Annotated in this window: 19 protein-coding genes and 1 tRNA gene; 13 read left to right on the top strand and 7 right to left on the bottom strand. The window is 74.1% G+C overall.

Features of this window, described 5'->3' with window-relative positions:
• The first annotated feature begins 32 nt into the window (after nucleotides 1–32).
• The 13 genes from D1J63_RS04380 to mnhG all read left to right on the top strand — a co-directional run bounded on the left by D1J63_RS04380 (nucleotide 33) and on the right by mnhG (nucleotide 12178).
• Nucleotides 33–1226 carry a glycine C-acetyltransferase gene (locus D1J63_RS04380; RefSeq protein ID WP_125627807.1) on the top strand — a complete coding sequence of 398 codons (1194 nt, stop codon included), beginning with the start codon at nucleotides 33–35 and terminating at the stop codon, nucleotides 1224–1226.
• A gap of 30 nt (nucleotides 1227–1256) precedes the next feature.
• Nucleotides 1257–2159 carry a LysR family transcriptional regulator gene (locus D1J63_RS04375; protein WP_125627806.1) on the top strand — a complete coding sequence of 301 codons (903 nt, stop codon included), beginning with the start codon at nucleotides 1257–1259 and terminating at the stop codon, nucleotides 2157–2159.
• Nucleotides 2160–2219: 60 nt separating this feature from the next.
• The gene (locus D1J63_RS04370) at nucleotides 2220–2798 is read left to right on the top strand and encodes an XRE family transcriptional regulator (RefSeq protein WP_125627805.1); all 579 of its coding nucleotides are present in this window, start codon (nucleotides 2220–2222) and stop codon (nucleotides 2796–2798) included.
• Nucleotides 2795–3364, top strand: a complete 570-nt coding sequence (locus D1J63_RS04365; RefSeq protein WP_125627804.1) for a GNAT family N-acetyltransferase — start codon at nucleotides 2795–2797, stop codon at nucleotides 3362–3364. Before D1J63_RS04370 ends, D1J63_RS04365 begins: the two co-directional genes overlap by 4 nt.
• A gap of 30 nt (nucleotides 3365–3394) precedes the next feature.
• Nucleotides 3395–3754 carry an MmcQ/YjbR family DNA-binding protein gene (locus D1J63_RS04360; RefSeq protein WP_007389074.1) on the top strand — a complete coding sequence of 120 codons (360 nt, stop codon included), beginning with the start codon at nucleotides 3395–3397 and terminating at the stop codon, nucleotides 3752–3754.
• A gap of 160 nt (nucleotides 3755–3914) precedes the next feature.
• Entirely contained in the window at nucleotides 3915–5249 is a 1335-nt protein-coding gene (locus D1J63_RS04355; protein WP_125627803.1) for an MFS transporter, read from the top strand.
• Between the two features lie 105 nt (nucleotides 5250–5354).
• Nucleotides 5355–5428: transfer RNA gene (locus D1J63_RS04350), tRNA-Pro, on the top strand.
• 116 nt (nucleotides 5429–5544) lie between these two features.
• Nucleotides 5545–8448 (top strand): Na+/H+ antiporter subunit A, encoded by a 2904-nt coding sequence (locus tag D1J63_RS04345; RefSeq protein ID WP_125627802.1) that lies wholly within the window; start codon nucleotides 5545–5547, stop codon nucleotides 8446–8448.
• Nucleotides 8445–9209 carry a Na(+)/H(+) antiporter subunit C gene (locus D1J63_RS04340; protein ID WP_102931263.1) on the top strand — a complete coding sequence of 255 codons (765 nt, stop codon included), beginning with the start codon at nucleotides 8445–8447 and terminating at the stop codon, nucleotides 9207–9209. The genes D1J63_RS04345 and D1J63_RS04340 overlap by 4 nt, the downstream gene beginning before the upstream one ends.
• Nucleotides 9206–10906, top strand: coding sequence for a Na+/H+ antiporter subunit D (locus D1J63_RS04335; protein ID WP_125627801.1), 1701 nt, complete (start codon nucleotides 9206–9208; stop codon nucleotides 10904–10906). The genes D1J63_RS04340 and D1J63_RS04335 overlap by 4 nt, the downstream gene beginning before the upstream one ends.
• Nucleotides 10903–11502: a Na+/H+ antiporter subunit E gene (locus D1J63_RS04330; RefSeq protein ID WP_125627800.1), complete on the top strand. Its 600-nt coding sequence runs from the start codon at nucleotides 10903–10905 to the stop codon at nucleotides 11500–11502. The genes D1J63_RS04335 and D1J63_RS04330 overlap by 4 nt, the downstream gene beginning before the upstream one ends.
• Nucleotides 11499–11816, top strand: a complete 318-nt coding sequence (locus D1J63_RS04325) for a monovalent cation/H+ antiporter complex subunit F (protein WP_125627799.1) — start codon at nucleotides 11499–11501, stop codon at nucleotides 11814–11816. The genes D1J63_RS04330 and D1J63_RS04325 overlap by 4 nt, the downstream gene beginning before the upstream one ends.
• Complete coding sequence (mnhG, locus tag D1J63_RS04320) at nucleotides 11813–12178, top strand: monovalent cation/H(+) antiporter subunit G (protein WP_102931267.1); 366 nt, start codon at nucleotides 11813–11815, stop codon at nucleotides 12176–12178. Before D1J63_RS04325 ends, mnhG begins: the two co-directional genes overlap by 4 nt.
• Nucleotides 12179–12188: 10 nt before the next feature.
• Here the strand turns inward: mnhG and D1J63_RS04315 are convergent, their stop codons facing one another.
• From D1J63_RS04315 to D1J63_RS04285, 7 genes are all read right to left on the bottom strand, one after another.
• Nucleotides 12189–12716 carry an NUDIX hydrolase family protein gene (locus D1J63_RS04315; RefSeq protein WP_164713147.1) on the bottom strand — a complete coding sequence of 176 codons (528 nt, stop codon included), beginning with the start codon at nucleotides 12714–12716 and terminating at the stop codon, nucleotides 12189–12191.
• Nucleotides 12717–12796: 80 nt separating this feature from the next.
• Nucleotides 12797–13945, bottom strand: a complete 1149-nt coding sequence (locus tag D1J63_RS04310) for an amidohydrolase family protein (RefSeq protein ID WP_125627797.1) — start codon at nucleotides 13943–13945, stop codon at nucleotides 12797–12799.
• 1 nt (nucleotide 13946) lies between these two features.
• Nucleotides 13947–15347: a glutamine synthetase family protein gene (locus tag D1J63_RS04305; RefSeq protein WP_125627796.1), complete on the bottom strand. Its 1401-nt coding sequence runs from the start codon at nucleotides 15345–15347 to the stop codon at nucleotides 13947–13949.
• Between the two features lie 126 nt (nucleotides 15348–15473).
• Nucleotides 15474–16346 (bottom strand): hypothetical protein, encoded by an 873-nt coding sequence (locus D1J63_RS04300; RefSeq protein ID WP_125627795.1) that lies wholly within the window; start codon nucleotides 16344–16346, stop codon nucleotides 15474–15476.
• Between the two features lie 104 nt (nucleotides 16347–16450).
• A complete protein-coding gene (locus D1J63_RS04295; protein ID WP_125627794.1) occupies nucleotides 16451–17101 on the bottom strand; it encodes an endonuclease in 651 nt (216 codons plus the stop codon).
• Nucleotides 17102–17103: 2 nt separating this feature from the next.
• Nucleotides 17104–17436, bottom strand: coding sequence for a DUF3140 domain-containing protein (locus D1J63_RS04290; RefSeq protein ID WP_125627793.1), 333 nt, complete (start codon nucleotides 17434–17436; stop codon nucleotides 17104–17106).
• Complete coding sequence (locus D1J63_RS04285) at nucleotides 17382–17702, bottom strand: WhiB family transcriptional regulator (protein WP_232249250.1); 321 nt, start codon at nucleotides 17700–17702, stop codon at nucleotides 17382–17384. Before D1J63_RS04285 ends, D1J63_RS04290 begins: the two co-directional genes overlap by 55 nt.
• Between the last annotated feature and the right edge of the window lie 37 nt (nucleotides 17703–17739).

Here is a 17739-nt window from a genome sequence, read left to right as displayed (position 1 = left end):
GTCAGACGTACGTACTCCTAGGAGCTTCCAAGATGTTCGACTCCGTGCGCGACGACCTGCGCGCCACCCTCGACGAGATCCGCGCCGCCGGCCTGCACAAGCCCGAGCGCGTCATCGGCACCCCGCAGTCCGCGACCGTGAACGTCACCGCCGGTGGCCGCCCCGGCGAGGTCCTCAACTTCTGCGCCAACAACTACCTCGGTCTCGCCGACCACCCCGACGTCGTGGCCGCCGCCCACGAGGCGCTGGACCGCTGGGGCTACGGCATGGCCTCCGTGCGCTTCATCTGCGGCACCCAGGAGGTGCACAAGGAACTGGAGGCCCGGCTCTCCGCGTTCCTCGGCCAGGAGGACACGATCCTCTACTCCTCCTGCTTCGACGCCAACGGCGGCGTCTTCGAGACCCTCCTGGGCCCCGAGGACGCGGTGATCTCCGACGCCCTCAACCACGCCTCGATCATCGACGGCATCCGGCTGTCCAAGGCCAAGCGGCTGCGCTACGCCAACCGCGACATGGCCGACCTGGAGGCGCAGCTCAAGGCCGCCGGCGAGGCCCGCCGCAAGCTCATCGTCACCGACGGCGTCTTCTCCATGGACGGCTACGTCGCCCCGCTCGACGAGATCTGCGACCTCGCCGAGCGCTACGACGCCATGGTCATGGTCGACGACTCGCACGCCGTCGGCTTCGTCGGCCCCGGCGGCCGTGGCACCCCCGAGCTGCACGGCGTCATGGACCGCGTCGACATCATCACCGGCACTCTCGGCAAGGCGCTCGGCGGAGCCTCCGGCGGCTACGTCGCGGCCCGCGCCGAGATCGTCGCCCTGCTGCGCCAGCGGTCCAGGCCGTACCTCTTCTCCAACACCCTCGCCCCGGTGATCGCCGCCGCCTCCCTCAAGGTGCTCGACCTGCTCGAGGCCGCCGACGACCTGCGCGTACGGCTCGCCGAGAACACCGCGCTGTTCCGCCGCCGGATGACCGAGGAGGGCTTCGACATCCTCCCCGGCGACCACCCCATCGCGCCCGTCATGATCGGCGATGCGACGAAGGCGGGCCGTATGGCCGAGCTGCTCCTGGAGCGCGGGGTGTACGTGATCGGGTTCTCCTACCCGGTCGTCCCGCAGGACAAGGCCCGCATCCGCGTGCAACTGTCCGCCGCCCACTCCACGGACGACGTGAACCGCGCGGTGGACGCCTTCGTCGCGGCCCGGGAGCAGCTCGCGGCCTGAAAGCCCCGGTGACCTGAGAGAATCGATCCCATGATCGAGGCGCGGCGGCTGCACATCCTGCGAGCGGTGGCGGACCACCGCACCGTGACGGCGGCGGCCGCCGCGCTCTACCTCACCCCGTCGGCGGTCTCCCAGCAGCTCGCCGCCCTGGAGCAGGAGACCGGGCACCGCCTGGTCGAGCGCGGCGCCAAGGGCGTACGGCTGACCCCGGCCGGGGAGATCCTGCTCAGCCACACCAACGCCGTCCTCGCCCAGCTGGAGCGGGCCGAGGCGGAGCTGGCCGCCTACGGCTCGGGCGAGGCCGGCACGGTCACGGTCGCCTCCTTCGCGACCGGCATCGCCCTCGTCGTCGCGCCCGCCCTGGCCCGCCTCGCCGCCTCCGCGCCCGGGATCCGCGTCCGCGTCCAGGACGCCGAGGGCGACGCCAGCCTGCCGATGGTCCTCGACCGGCAACTCGACGTCGCCGTGGCGGTCGAGTACCGGGGTGCGCCGGCCGCCGACGACCCGCGCCTGACCCACGTCCCGCTGTACGCCGAGCCCTTCGACGCGGTCGTCCCGGTCGCCCACCGCCTCGCCGACGCCGCGGAGGTCCCGCTCGCCGAGCTGGCCAAGGACACCTGGATCGGCCCCTACCCGGGCAACCCGTGCCACGACGTGGTCGTGCTGGCCTGCGAGAACGCGGGCTTCCAGCCGCGCCTCGAACACTCCTCGGACGACTTCCGCGCCGTGGTCTCCCTCGCCGCCGCCGACGCCGGGGTGGCCCTCGTCCCGCGCTCGGCGCTGCACGGCACCGACCTCACCGGCGTGGTCGTCCGCCCGGTCGACGGGGTCGCGCCCACCCGCCGCGTCTTCGCTGCCGTACGCCGGGGGGCGGAGGAACACCCGCTGATCCGCCCGGTGCTGGACGCACTCGGCGAGGTGGCGCGGGCGTGAGGCTTCCGGCGTGAGGCTTCCGTAACCCGGCCGTCTCATTTCCGGGATAGCTTCCCGAATATGAAACGAGACGACGAGTGCGCGGATCCGGTCGACGCCCGCCTCGCCGCGCGGCTGGCCGAACTGAGGGCCGAACGCGGTTGGTCGCTGGGCGAGCTGGCGGAGCGCAGCGGGGTCAGCCGCTCCACCCTGTCCAGGGCCGAGCGGGCCGAGACCAGTCCCACCGCCGCCGTGCTGAATCGCCTGTGCGCGGTCTACGGGCGGACCATGTCCCGGCTGCTCGGCGAGGTCGAGGGCGAACCCGCGCCGCTGGTGCGGGCGGCCGAGCAGTCAGTGTGGGAGGACCGCACGGGCGGATTCGTGCGCCGCTCGGTGTCCCCGCCGCACGCCGGACTGCGCGGCGAACTCGTCGAGGGGCGGCTCGCCGCGGGCGCCGACATCGCCTACGACCGGCCACCCGTGCCCGGTCTGGAACAGCACGTCTGGCTCCTGGAAGGGGCCCTGGAGATCACGACGGGGGACGTGCGGCACGCCCTCGCCGCCGGGGACTGCCTGCGGATGCGGGTGTGGGGGCCGACACGGTTCCGGTGCGCCGGATCCGGGACCGCGCGCTACGTGCTGGCGGTGGTCCTGCCGTGATCGTGGACCGTGTCGACGAGCACGGGGTGACGGCGCTGCTGGACGGCCTGGCCGGGCTGCTGACCGACACCGTCGCGGGCGGTGCCTCCGTCGGCTTCCTCGCCCCGCTCGGTCACGCGGAGGCCGCGGACTGGTGGCGGGGACGGACCGCCGCGGTGGCCGCCGGCCGGCTCGCCCTCTGGGTGGCGCGGGAGGAGGGCCGGGTGGCCGGGACCGTGAGCCTCGCCCTGCCGGACAGACCGAACAGCCGCCACCGCGCGGAACTGGTCAAGCTCATGGTGTCCCGCGAGGCCCGCGGCCGGGGACTGGGCCGCCGGCTGCTGACCACCGCCGAGGAGGCCGCTGCGGCGGCCGGCATCACCCTGCTCCACCTGGACACCGAGACCGGGAGCCCCGCCGAGCACCTCTACCGGTCCGCCGGATGGACGCGGGCCGGCACGATCCCCGACTACGCGACGGACCCGCGCGGGGAACTGCGGCCGACGACGCTGTACTTCAAGCAGGTCGGCGGGCGGGACGGCGGGCGGGACAGCCGCCGGACGGGCACAGCGGCCGTCGCCGGGTGATTGTCGGTGCCGGCGGATACCGTGCCTGTCATGCCGGACGCAGAAGACGTACGCCGTATCGCCCTGTCCCTGCCGGACACGACGGAGAAGATCGCCTGGAGCATGCCCACCTTCCGGGTCGCGGGAAAGATGTTCGCGACGCTCCCCGAGGAGGAGACCTCCCTCGCGGTGCGCTGCCCGAAGGAGGAGCGCGACGAACTGGTGCTGGCGGAGCCGGAGAAGTTCTGGATCGCCGGCCACGAGGCCCAGTTCGCCTGGGTACGGGCCCGGCTCGCCGCCCTGGAGGGCGAGGACGAGCTGCGCGACATCCTCGCCGACTCCTGGCGTCAGGCGGCCCCGACCCGGCTGCTGGAGGCCCACCCCCGGCTGGGGCTGCCCGCAGGCGGCTGAAAACCCCTCGGGCGTTGTCAGTGCCCCGTGGCATGATCCGAAGACGTGCGTGACGGCCGGGACCGGAGGGGGGTCCCGGCCGTCGGACGCACGGTGCGCGGGACCGGGGGTGCAGGGGCGATTCGCCGGCGGGGACCGGCAGGGGAGGGGAGAGAGCGGGATGGCCGGTACGTCGTCACGGGCCGGGCGCGAGGGCGCGCCCGCGGGCGTGCAGCGGGTCGCGGCGCGAGCCGTCTGGTCGCGGGACTTCGCCCTGTTCTTCGCCGCCCGGGCCGTGGCCCGCCTCGGCGACACCATGCTGCCCGTCGCCCTCGCCGCCGGCCTGCTCCAGCACGGGTACGGGGCGGGCGCGGTCGGACTCGCCATGGCCGCCACCGCCGCCGCCTTCGCCGGTCTGGTCGTCTTCGGCGGAGTCCTCGCCGACCGCTTCAGCACCCGCAAACTGATGATCGGCGCCGACCTGGTGCGGCTCGGCACCCAGGCCCTGGCCGCCGCCCTGTTCTTCTCCGGACACGTCGTGCTCTGGCAGATCTGCGCCATCGGGTTCGCCAACGGCGTCGCGGGCGCCGTCTTCCAGCCCGGCGTCGCCAGCACCGTGCCCCGGCTCGCCTCCGACGTCCAGGGCGCCAACGGCGCGATACGCGTGGCCGAGTCCGCCGCCCAGCTCGCCGGCCCCGCCGTGGCGGGTCTCCTGGTCGGCTTCGCCTCGCCCGGCGGGGTCTTCGCCGCCCACGCCACCACGTACGCGATCAGCGCCCTGTGCCTGCTGCTGCTCCGGCTGCCGCCGCTCCCGCCGGGCAGCCGGGCGGTGTCCGGCCGCGGGGGCAGGGCCTTCCGCGCCGACCTGGTCCAGGGGTGGCGGGAGTTCCTCGCCCGCCGGTGGCTGTGGAGCGTCATAGCCGTCTGGTGCGTCTACATGATCGCCGTGTGGGGTCCGACCGTGCCCCTGGTCGCCACCGAGGTGGTGCGGGAGCACGGCCCGCGCGCCTACGGACTGGTCAACTCCGCCCTGGGCGCGGGGACCGTAGTGGGCGGTCTGCTCGCCCTGCGGCTCAGGCCGCTGCGCATGCTCCGGGCCGGCGCGATCGCCCTCGTCGGCTTCGCCGCCTTCCCCGCGAGCGTCGGTGCCGGGCTCGGCGTACCCGCCATGGCGGCCGGAGCAGCCGTCGCCGGGGCCGGCATGTCCTTCTGGGGCGTGATGTGGGCGACCAGCGTGCAGACCCAGGTCCCGCCGGACGTCCTCAACCGCATCCACGCCTACGACGTCGCGGGCTCGCTGGCGATGATGCCGGTGGGCCAGGCACTCGCGGGCCCGGCCGCAGCCGCCCTCGGCGCCGACCACGTCCTGCTCGTCGCGGGTGCGACCAGCTTCGCCGTGTGCGCCGCCCTGCTGCTGATACCGGCGGTGCGCGGGCTGGTCCGGGTCGAGGCGACCGCGGCGGGCTCGGCCGGCACCCCGGCCGTGACCGAGCCGTCCCGCACGCAGAAGTGCTGACGCCGCCGGAGACCGCGACGGAAAAGCCGTGCGCGACCACCGGCCCGAGTGCGGTATGGTTTTCCTGCACGTTCGGCCGGGGGAAACCCCAGGTCAGGCGGGTAACGGGACGTGGCGCAGCTTGGTAGCGCACTTGACTGGGGGTCAAGGGGTCGCAGGTTCAAATCCTGTCGTCCCGACTGGAGACAGTCGTTGATCGAGGGGCGGTTCCGGAGAGATCCGGAACCGCCCCTCGATTGTTCTCCCTGCGGCGTGCCTGGGCGCTCAGGTGAGATGCCCGATATATCACTGTCGGGTGTCCGCGCTCATCCTCTGCCACTTCGCGCTCGCGCTGTTCGCCGCGCCGCTGGTGAGACGGTGCGGAACCCGTGCCTTTCTCGTACTGGCCCTGCCGCCCGCCGCGGCGACCGTCTGGGCCGCCACCCGGTGGAGCACGACGGCCGCGGGCGGCGCCGACACCGTCGTATGGCGCTGGCTGCCGGCCTACCAGGTGGACTGGGCGCTGAGACTGGACGCCCTCGCGGAACTGATGGTGTTGCTCGCCGCGGGAGTGGGCACCCTCGTCCTGGTCTACTGCGCCTCGTACTTCGACGACCGCTCGCGGCAGCTCGGCAGGTTCGCCGGCAACCTGCTCGCCTTCGCCGGGGCGATGCTCGGGCTCGTCCTCGCCGACGACCTGGTGCTGCTCTACATCTTCTGGGAACTGACGACCGTCTTCTCCTACCTGCTGATCGGCCAGACCAGCGACCACAAGCGCAACCGGCGCAGCGCCCTGCAGGCCCTGACGGTCACCGCACTCGGCGGACTGACCATGCTCGTCGGCCTGCTGTTCCTCGGCCACGAGGCGGGCACCTACCGCGTCTCGGCGATCCTGGCCGATCCGCCGCCCCCGTCGGCGGCACTGTCCACGGCGATCGTGCTGATCCTCGTCGGCGCCCTCTCCAAGTCCGCGATCTGGCCCTTCAGCCTCTGGCTGCCCAACGCCATGGCCGCCCCCACCCCGGTCAGCGCCTATCTGCACGCCGCCGCGATGGTCAAGGCCGGCGTCTACCTCATCGCCCGGCTGGCCCCCGCCTTCGCCGACGTCACGCCCTGGCGCCCGCTCCTGCTGGTGGCCGGCTCGGTGACGATGCTGCTGGCCGGGTGGCGGGCACTGCGGATGAACGACCTGAAACTCGTCCTCGCGTACGGCACCGTCAGCCAGCTCGGCTTCCTCACCGTCCTCACCGGAGCCGGCCGCCACGACACCGGCCTCGCCGCCACCGCCATGATCCTCGGGCACGCCCTGTTCAAGGCGCCGCTCTTCCTGGTCACCGGCATCGTCGACCACGCCACCGGCACCCGGGACCTGCGCAAGCTCTCGGGGCTCGGACGCCGGCTGCCCGCCGTGTGCGCCGTCGCCGTGACCGCCGGGGCGTCCATGGCCGCCGTACCGCCCCTGCTCGGCTTCACCGCCAAGGAGGCCGCCTTCCAGACGCTCCTGGACGGGAGCACCGGCGACCGCTGGGCGCTCGCCGCGACCGTCCTCGGCTCGGCCCTCACCACCGCCTACACCCTGCGCTACCTGTGGGGCGCCTTCGCCCGCAAGCCCGGCCTGCCCGACACCGACGCGCACCGCGTGCCGCCGGCCTTCCTCGCACCGCCCGCCGTGCTCGCCCTGGCCTGCCTCGTCCTCGGACCCGGGGTGACCTGGCTCCAGGGCCTGCTGGGCACCTACGCCGGGCAGTTCCCCGCGCCCGCCCACCCCTACCACCTCGCGCTGTGGCACGGAGCGGGCCCGGCCCTCGGCCTGTCCGGCGCGGCGTGGGCGGGCGGCGTCCTGCTGTTCCTCGCCGCGAGCCCCGTCGCGCGGGTCGGCCGGAAGCTCGCCTGGCGCTCCGCCGACCTCGTCTTCGGACGGATGCTGCTCGCCCTGGAACGCACCGCCCTGCAGTGCACCGGACTCGTGCAGCGCGGCTCACTGTCGGTGTACCTGGTGACGACCATGAGCGTGGTCCTCGCGGGGCAGCTCGCCGTGCTCGTCGTCGACGAACCCTGGACCGGGGTGCCCGCCCCGAGGCTCTGGGACCACCCGGCCCAGGCCGGTGTCGCCCTGCTGACCTGTGCCGCGGCCCTGCTGTGCCTGCGCGTGCGGCGCCGGATGAAGGCCGTCGTCTTCGCCGGCCTCACCGGCTACGGCACCGCGCTGCTCTTCGTCGCCCAGGGCGCGCCCGACCTCGCGCTCACCCAGTTCTGCGTGGAGACCGTCTCCATGATCGTCTTCGTGCTGGTGCTGCGCCGCATGCCGGTGCGGTTCGAGGAGACGTTCAGCCGGTGGCGGCGCCTGCTGCGGATGCCGGTGGCGCTCGCGGGCGGCGCCGCCGTCGCCGTGGTCGTGTGGATCGCGGCGGGACACCGCCGGGCCGACAGCGCGGGCGCCGCGATGGTCGAGGAGACCGCGCACCACGGCCTGAAGGACGTGGTCGCCACCATCCTCGTCGACCTGCGGGCCTGGGACACGATGGGGGAGTCCGCGGTGCTCGCCGCCGCCGCGATCGGCGTCACCAGCCTCATCTACCTGCACCGCCGCGCCGACGGGGCCGAGCAGCCCGTACTGCCGCTACCCGGCGACCACCCGCACGCCGGACTGCGCACCGCCTGGCGGGCGAGCGGGTACGAGTCGGCGGGGCTGCCCAGCGGCGACGAAGGGGCACCGGAGCGGACCTGGCTCGCCGCCAGCGCCACCCTCGCCCCCGAGCGCCGCTCGCTCGTCCTGGAAGTGGTCGCCCGCCTCATCTTCCACCCTGTCCTCGTCCTCTCCGTCTACCTGCTGCTGTGCGCGGAGAACCTGCCGGGCGGCGGCTTCGTCGCGGGCCTGACCGCCGGCGTCGCCTTCATCGCCCGCTATCTCGCCGGCGGACGGCACGAACTCGCCGACGCCGTGCCCTTCAAACCGGGCCTGTTCACCGGCCTCGGTCTCTTCCTGTCCACCGGCATCGCACTGGGCGGCCTCGGCGAGGGGACGGTGCTGCACGGCTGGACCTGGCACGGCCACCTGCCCGTGTGGGGCGACGCCCACCTGTCCACCGCCGTCCTCTTCGACTGCGGCGTCTACCTCCTCGTCCTCGGCGTGGTCCAGGACATCGTGCGGGCCCTCGGCGCCCGGATCGACCGCCAGATCGAACGGGCCGCCCCCCGCCCCGAGGCGGGCCGCGCATGACCGTCAGCCTCTCCCTGCTGGTGGCCGCCGCCGTCCTCAACGCCGTAGGCGCCACCCTGCTGCTGACCCGGTCGCTCACCCGGATCCTGCTCGGCGCCGTCGTCCTCGGCAACGGCGTCAACCTGCTGGTCCTCGCCTCCACCGGCAGCGCGGGCGAGGCACCGCTGCTCTACCCGCACATCATCCGCAACCGCGTCACCGACCCCCTGCCCCAGGCCATCGCCCTCACCGCGATCGTCATCACCCTCGCCACCACCGCGTTCCTGCTCTCCATGGCCTACCGCAGCCACCAGGTGACCGGCTCCGACGAGATCAGCGACGACACCGAGGACCGGCTGGTCGCCCTGCGCGCCGAGTTCCTCGACCGGCGCGGCGAACTCCGCGACCGCTACCGCGAGGCCCGCGCCGGGGACGGCGGCGCCGACGCCGAGCAGCGCGCCCGCTACCGCGCCGCCCGCAAACGGCTCCGCCGCCGGGTCCGCGAGGAACGCGCCTACCAGGCCCGCGCCAACGACGTCTCCGGCAACCTCTGGAACGACATCCTCGGCGCCGACCCCGAGGACTACCGGGAAGGCCGCGAGCTGGGCTCCACCGACGCCGCGGGCCGCCCCGGACCGGCGCCCGCCCGCATCGCCGGACCCTCCAACGACCCCGAGGAGACCGGCCGCGAGCCCGACTCCCGCCCCGGCGAGGACTCCGGCCACCCGCAGCCCGACCAGCCCGACGACCCGGGCGGCGCCGGCACGGAAGGAACCAGGTGAACGCGCTCGTCCCGCTCCCCGTCCTGCTGCCCCTGTGCGTCACCGGCCTCAAGCTGGCCATCGGGCCCCGGCTGCACCGGCTCCAGCGCTTCATCAGCATCGCGGTGCTCGGCGCGGTCCTGGTGCTCTCCGTGGTGCTCATGGTGGCCGCCGACCGCCACGGCCCGCTCAGCGTTCACCTCGGCGACTTCGCGCCACCGGTCGGCATCACCCTCGTCGCGGACCGGCTGGCGGGGCTGATGCTCACCGTCTCCAGCGCCGTCACCCTGCTCGTCCTCGTGTACTCCCTCGGCCAGGGCATGGCCGACCGCGACGACCAGGCGCCGGTCGGGGTCTTCCACCCCGCCTACCTCATCCTCGTGGCGGGCGTCTCCTGCACGTTCCTCGCCGGTGACCTCGTCAACCTCTACGTCGGCTTCGAGATCATGCTCGTCGCCAGCTTCGTCCTGCTCACCATCGGCGGCACCGCGACCCGGATCCGCGCCGGATCGACGTACGTGATCATCTCGCTGTTCTCCTCCGTGCTCTTCCTGATCGCCATCGCCATGACCTACGCGGTCGCCGGGACCGTGAACCTCGCCCAGCTCTCCCTGCGGCTCCAGGAGGTGCCGCTCGGGGTGCGCACCCTGCTGGAGGCCATGCTGCTGACGGTCTTCGCCATCAAGGCGGCCGTGTTCCCGCTCGCGGCCTGGCTGCCCGACTCCTACCCGACCGCGCCCGCACCGGTCACCGCGGTCTTCGCCGGGCTGCTGACCAAGGTCGGCGTGTACTCGATGCTGCGCACCCAGACCCTGCTCTTCCCCGGCCACCGCCTGGGCGACCTGCTGATGCTCGCCGCCCTCGCCTCCATGGTCGTGGGCATCCTCGGCGCCGTGGCCCAGACCGACCTGAAGCGGGTGCTGTCCTTCACCCTCATCAGCCACATCGGCTACATGGTCTTCGGCATCGCGCTCGCCGGGCACGGCTCGATCAGCGGCGCGATCGTGTACGTAGCCCACCACATCACCGTGCAGACCACCCTGTTCCTCGTCGCCGGGCTCATCGAGCGGCGCGACGGCACCACGGAACTCACCCGCCTCGGCGGCCTGGCGAAGGCGGCTCCGCTGCTCGCCGTGCTGTTCTTCGTGCCCGCCATGAACCTCGCGGGCATCCCGCCGCTGTCCGGGTTCATCGGCAAGCTCGGTCTGATGCGGGCCGGTATCGACGCGGGCGGCGGCTGGGCCTGGGCGCTCGTCGCCGGGTCCGCGGCGACCAGCCTGCTCACCCTCTACGTCATGGCGAAGGTCTGGAACCTCGCGTTCTGGCGCGACGCGCCACCGGGAGCCGAGGAGGAGGGCGTGGTGCTGGAGTCCGCCGAGGACGACGAACCCGGCGACGACGAGGACGACGAGGACGACAGGGAGGAGGAGCGGGCGAGCGGCCCGGGCAGAGGCACCGGCCGGGGAGGGGACGCCGGTGCCGGGACCGGGGGCGGACTGCCGGTGCCGGCGGGCGCCGTGGTCTCCGAGGGCTTCCTGGGGCAGTCCATCACCACCACCAAACGGCTGCCCTGGCCCATGACGGCGGCGACCGGCGCCGCCGTCGCCCTCGGCCTGTCGTACACGGTGCTCGGCGGCCCCCTCACCACCTTCACCCAGGCCGCCGCCACCGAACTCCTCGCCCGTACCCCCTACATCGAGGCGGTGCTCGGCCGGTGAGCAACCTCTTCCGCGACCGTTCCCCCTACAGCTGGTCCTTCCGCGTGGGCCGCGGCCGGCGCGTGCTCGACCTGCCGCTCGTCGGCTGGCTCACCGTCATCTGGATCCTGCTGTGGGGCACCCCGTCCTGGGCCAACCTCGTCAACGGCGTCCTCGTCGCCGTCTGCCTGTGCCTGGCCTTCCCGCTGCCCGCCGTGGACATCGGCCTCAGGCTGCGCCCGCTGGGCATCCTGCGCCTCGCCGTCTACCTGCTGTACGACATGTTCTCCTCCAGCGTCGAGGTCACCCGGCAGATCTTCGCCAAGGGCCCCTACCACGCCGCGGTCGTGGCCGTCCCGCTGCGGGTGCGCAGCGACCTCATGCTCACGGCCACCGCGGTCGCCGTCTCCAACGTCCCCGGCGGCTCCGTGATCGAGGTGCGCCGGTCCACGGCCACCCTGTTCCTGCACGTCCTCGACGCGGGCAACCCCGGCGAGATCGAGGGCGCCCAGCGGCAGGTGTGGCGCATGGAGGAACTCGTCGCCCGAGCCTTCGGCACCGCCGAGGACATCGCCGACGCCGCCCGCCCCGTACCGGAAGGTGACCCCTCGTCGTGACCACCCTGCACGCCGTCGAAGACGCCCTGCTCGTCGCCTCGCTCGCGATGATCCTCGTCGCCGGCGCCCTGCTGCTGTACCGGATCTGGTACGGCCCCTCGATGCTGGACCGCGCCGTCGCCCTCGACGTGATCGCGGCGCTCATCATCGCCGGCATCGGCGTCAAGGCCGCCCACGACCGCGACTCCTTCTACTTCCCCGTGATGCTGGTGCTCGCCTTCCTCGGCTTCAGCGGTTCGGTGGGCATCGCCCGCTTCATCGCCGTACGCGACCGGCCCTCGGTGCGGCCGGACGGCAGGCAGGACCACCGGTGAACGCCTGGGCCGAGGCCGCCGACCTGGCCGGGACCGTGCTGCTGCTCCTCGGCTGCCTGCAGTGCCTGCTCGGGGTGATCGGGATGCTCCGCTTTCCCGACGTGCTCTCCCGCAGCCACGCGGCGACCAAGCCGCAGACGCTCGGCATGCTCCTCGTCCTCGCCGGAGTGGGACTGCGGCTGCGCCACGGCACCGACGTGGGCACGCTCGCGCTCATCGTCTTCTTCCAGTTCCTCACCAGCCCGGTCGCCTCCCACCTGGTGGCCCGCTCCGCCTACCGCACCGGGCAGACGGGCTCCCGGGGACTGCTCCGGGACGACCTGGACCCGCAGTTGAGCGACGAGGGCCGGCACGAGGAGTAGCCCGGCGCGGTCAGCCCACGCAGCCCACGTGCGCCAGTGCCTGCTTCAGCAGCACCCCGTGCCCGCCCGGCATCTCGCTCCGCACCGCCTCGGACAGGGCCTCGCGCGGATCGAACCAGACCAGGTCGAGGGCGTCCTGGCGCGGCCGGCAGTCGCCGGTCACCGGCACCACGTAGGCGAGCGAGACCGCGTGCTGCCGGGGGTCGTGGTACGGGGTGACACCGTGCGTCGGGAAGTACTCGGCCACCGTGAACGGCTGGAGCGAGGACGGCACCCGGGGCAGCGCCACCGGGCCGAGGTCCTTCTCCAGGTGGCGCAGCAGGGCGTCCCGCACCCGTTCGTGGTGCAGCACCCGGCCGGAGACCAGCGTCCGGCTGACCGTTCCGTCCGGCCCGATGCGCAGGAGCAGGCCGACGCTGGTGACTTCGCCGCTGTCGTCCACGCGTACGGGCACGGCCTCGACGTACAGGATCGGCATGCGGGCGCGTGCCATCTCCAGCTCGTCCGTCGTCAGCCAGCCCGGCGTGGTCTCGGTCATGTCAGACATCGCTTGATCATACTTTCAGCCGTTCGAGAGTCCCGGGCGGCGCTCCGGGACTGTGACCCGTCCCACGCCGCTCAGCCGTCGTCCGCCGGACCTCCGGGAAGCCCGTAGACCCGGCGGGCGTTGTCGCGCCCGGCCCAGCGGGCGAGGCGCAGCGCGTCCGGCAGGGACAGCTCGTCGGCGTCCACCCGCTCCTGCAGCAGCCCGGCCAGCCCCTGGCGGAAGGCGAGCGCCCCCAGGTGGTGGAACTCGGCCGCCCCGTAGGCGTCGGAGCTGTACAGCAGCTTGCGGAACGGGGTGATCTCCAGCGCCTCCGCGAGGATCGCGCCCGCCCGGGCGGGGCCGACGTGGTGCAGGGTGAGCCCCACGTCGAGGTGCACCCGCTCGAAGACCGCCGACAGATAGGCCGCCTGGCGCTGATAGGGCCAGCAGTGCAGCAGCAGGACCGGGATCGTGCCGGCGGTCAGGTGCAGCCAGTCGGTCAGCAGGGTGGGGTCGACCCGGTGCATGCGGATGTCGGCGTCCCCGAACCCCGTGTGCAGTTGCAGCGGCCGCCCCACGTCCACGGCGGTCCACAGCAACTCCCGCACCAGCACCGGGTCGTCGAGCCGGCCGCCGCCGCGCGCCAGCCAGCGCCCGGCGGCCCGGGTGACCTCGGCGGGCGAGGGACGGGCCGGGTCCAGGTCGAAGCCGGTGCGGTAGGCCGCGACCGACTTGACGCCCACCACGCCCGGCCGCCCGACCGCCGCCCACACGGCCGTACGGAACGCCTCCGCATACGCGTCCGGCTCGACGCCGCCCGCCGCGACGGCCTCCGCGACGCCCTCCAGCCGGACCACCTCGTACGCCGTCGCACCGGCCGCAGCGGCCAGCTCGGCCGGACCCGTCACCGGGTGCGGGGCGAACCCCGTGTCCACGCAGAACACGCCGGCGCCCGCGGCCCGCAGGAACCGCCGGTTGACCTCGGCCGCACCCAGTTCCGCGCGCCGGGCCACGTACACGTCGGCGGGGGCGTGGCGCGGCAGGTCCAGCAGGGGTGCGCAGTGCCGGCGTACGGCGATGCCGACGGGACTGTCGAAGGGGGAGACGCCGGGCCACGCCTCGCCCTCGGTGAGCAGAGCCTCCAACCCGGCGCGGTCCGCGTCGTCGGTCACCGCGCCGTGGCAGTGGTGGTCCACCAGGTCCAGCGCGGCGAGCCGCTCGTGCACGGGCCCGGCTGCCATCTCAGTACTTCCAGCGGTAGGCCGCCGCCACACCGTCGTCGTCCAGTCCCTCGGCCGCCGCGGCCTCGCCCAGCCGTACGGCGATCACCGCGTCGGCCAGCACCGGCCCCAGCGCGGTCCTGAGCACGTCGTCCGCACGGAAGGCCGCCACCGACTCCGCGAGCGTCACCGGCAGCCGCCGCACGCCCCGGGCGGCCGCCTCGGCGGGGTCGAGCCGGGCCGGGTCGCCGGTGGTCTCCTCCGGCAGCGGCGCGGACGAGGCGAGCCCGTCGAGGCCGGCGGCGATCACCGAGGCGAGGGCGAGGTAGGGGTTGGCGGCGAGGTCGACCGGCTTGACCTCCAGATTGGCCGCGCGGTCGTGGATCCCGGCGGTGCCGGTGACGATCCGCAGCGCGGCCTCGCGGGTCTCCCGGCCCCAGGCGGTGAACACGCCCGCCCACTGCGAGGGGCGTAACCGCAGCCGGCTGGCGGGGCTGGGCGCGGTCATCGCCGTGAGCGCCGGGAGCCGGCCGAGGATGCCGGCCACGAAGGACTCGGCCTCGGCGGTCATGCCGTAGCGGCCCGTGCCGCCCGCGTGCAGGTTCGCCCCGTCGCGCCAGGCGGAGAGGTGGAGGTGCCCGCCGTTGCCGACGCCCTGCCCGAGGACCGCCGGAGCGAAGGAGACGCGCAGCCCGTGCCGCCGGGACACCGCGCGGATCGTCTGCCGCACCAGCACGCTGTGGTCGGCCGCCGCCACCGGGTCGAGCGCGCCCACCGACAGCTCGAACTGTCCCGCCGCGTACTCGGGGTGGAACTGCTCCACGTCCACGCCCTGCGCCGCGAGCGCCGCCAGCAGGTCGGCGGCGCAGTCGCTCAGCTCGATCTGCCGGATGGCGCCGTACGCGGGTCCGCGGACCGCGGGGACGAACGCGTCGCCCTCCGCGTCGCCCCGGCCCACGGCCCACTCGACCTCCACGGCGGCCTTGAAGGTGACGCCGTGCCGCTCGGCCGCCTCGGCCACCGTGCGGCGCAGCACGGTGCGCCCGCACGCCGGATGCGGTGCGCCCTCCTGCGTGATCCGGTCGACCGGGGCCCACGCCCAGCCGGGCTGCGCCGCCAGCACGGTCAGCCGGTCGAGGTCGGGGTAGAGGCGCAGGTCGCCGTCGGGGGAGCCGAGGACGTCCGTGGTGACGATCGAGTCGTCGGCGAGGAAGGTGTCGAACACCGGGGACATGCCAACGCCCCAGGCCGCGGCGGGAGCGAGCTTCGCGGTGGGCACGGTCTTCACCCGGGCGATCCCGGCCGTGTCGACGTACGCCAGGACCACGCCGTGCACGCCCTGCCCGGTCAGCTCGCCGCTCAGCGCGGTGGCCCGCTCCACTTCACCGGGGCGCCCGCCGGGCACGGGGTCGCTCTCGCTCACGTCTCGGCTCCTTCGCGCGTGCGCCGTCCGTCGCGGACCATTGTGCCGTCCGGTGATCACGCTGTCCGGGTTTCGCCGGATGTGCGCACGACGCGGTGAGGGCCGTCCGGGATGCCCCGGTGGAGGTCAGTCCAGGTTGGTGGGCTGCGGCGAGGGCGTCCCGCCGTCCAGGACGGTCTGCAGGCGCTCGGTGCCCTGGCGTACGCCGCGCTCGACGGAGGACGCCTGCCCGCCGTCCAGACCGCCGGCGGTGACGGTGAGGGCGGAGGTGCCGACGCGTACGGCGGCGATGTCCAGAGTGAGCGTGACCGGGGTGGCGTCGGCGCTTCCCTGCACGGTCACGTGCACGCCCTCGCGGGCGTCGCCGACGTCGGGCACCGAGGCCTCGGTCACCTGGACCGTGCGCTTGTTGCCGTCGGAGTCGGTCGCGGTGAACTCGTCGCAGGTCTGCGGCAGGGAGTCCAGCCACTTCATGCGGTCGTCGAGACCGGCGCGGTCGTACCCGGCGACCTGCTCCAGGAGGCGGGAGTCGCCCTGCTCGAAGCCGGTGAGCGCGGACGGGCCCGAGGGCTCGCCCAGAAGGTTGTCGCGGTAGAGCCCGTCGAGCAGCTGCTGACAGTCCGCGTCGGCGTCGGTCTTGGCGGTGAGGAAGGCGGCCACGTCGACCTCGCCGACGAGCAGCCGGTCGCGCCACTTGTCCGCGTCCTGGACCTGGTTCCAGTCGTCCTCCAGGTCGGCCTCGGTGAGCAGCGCGGCCTTGGCGCCGGCCTCGGTGAGGGTGCCCGGGGAGGCGCTGGGCGACCCGGTCGGGGAGCTCGTGGGGGAGCCGCTCGGGGTCTGCTTCGCCGCGTTCCGCTCGGCGACGCCGGCCTGTTCGGCGGCGGTGTCCGAGGCGCTCTGCGAGCCGGTGCCGTCCGAGCAGGCCGCGGTGGTCAGCAGCGCGCCCGCCGCCAGGGCGGAGGCCAGGAGACGGACGGGGTGGGACGGACGACGGCTCATCGCGGGATGCCCTCCTGGGACGGGAAACGGTGTCCTCAGGGCATCACCGGGGCCGGGGGCGCACCAGCGCACGGTGCTGTTCGGGTGAGGGGCCGCCCGGCCGCTCAGGCCGCGTGGTGGAGGGCGTCCTCGGCCACGTCCTTGTCCACCGCCGCCCGCACCAGCGCCGCCGCGAGGACGGCCGGTTCCGTCTTCCCGGCCAGGGAGAGGAGCCGGTCCGCGTCGTCGGGCAGACCGAGGCGCCTGGCGCCCTGGAGGGCCTTGCGGTCCAGGTAGGGGGCGGCCTCCGGCCAGACCAGCTGGGCCTCCCGCAGGAAGATGTCCGCGCCGGTCGGTCCCACTCCGGGGAACTCCTGGAGCAGCCGCCGCTCCTGCGACACGTCGCCGTCCGCCTCGTCGCGCAGCTTGCGCAGGTCTCCGCCCCACCGCTCGGTCAGCAGTTCGGCGCCCTCGCCGAGCTGGGTGGCGGTGCGCTCGTCGTAGCGCCGGTAGCCGCCCCGGCCGAGAGCGTCCACCCGTTCCTGCCACTCGGCGCCGGCCATGCGGCGCGGGTCGCGCAGCCCCGCCTCGCTCAGGGCGCGGGCGGCGGCGACCGCGACGGACGCGCTGATGCGGGCGCTGAGCAGGTGCGCGAGGACCAGCAGCCGGTACAGCGGCTGCGGCGTGTCCTTCAGCCGGATGCCCGCCTCGTCGGCGTACGTCTGCCCGTGCGCGCCGACGAGGTCGCCGACGATCCGTCGTTCGTCGCGGCCCACGGCTACGGCTTGAGCGGGTCGTGACCGACCGTCATGAGCCGGTGCCGCAGGCGGGTGTCCTCGGCCTCGGGCTCGTTCTCCAGGTCGGTCTGGGAGGTGACGGTGTCCACGACCTTGCGCATCGCCCGCAGGTCGTCCTCCGTCAGGTCGGTGCGCCGCTTCTGCAGGATCGCCAGGACGTGCTGCCCGAGCGGCGGCCCGGCGTCGTCCGGCAGCGGCTCGGTCAGCTCGCCCGAGTCGCGCACCCGGAGCCAGTCCGCGAGTTCCGCGGAGGTCATGTTCACCACGCGGTGGAAGTCCTCCCACAGCGCGTCGAGTTCGACGGCGTCGGCCATGAGGTGTCCCTCATTTCGTCGTGCGTACGTGCGTGCGGCGTGGTCAGCCGGAGCAGCGCGGCGCGCTCCGCCTCGTCGGTGCCGCCCCACACGCCCGACGTCTGCCCCGACTCCAGCGCGAACGTCAGGCACTCGGGGGTCACCGGGCATCTGGCGCAGACCCGCTTGGCGGCCTCCGTGTCCCGCAGGGCGGGCCCGGCGGTGCCCACCGGGAAGAACAGATCGGGGTCCTCATCCACGCAGGCGGCGCGGCGCAACCACTCCATGCCGGCGCGGGTGCCCAAGGGGCGCACGGGCAAACGC

Source organism: Streptomyces sp. KPB2 (genome assembly GCF_003950055.1).
GTDB lineage: Bacteria > Actinomycetota > Actinomycetes > Streptomycetales > Streptomycetaceae > Streptomyces > Streptomyces salinarius.
This window is presented reverse-complemented; position numbering and strand designations above follow the sequence as displayed.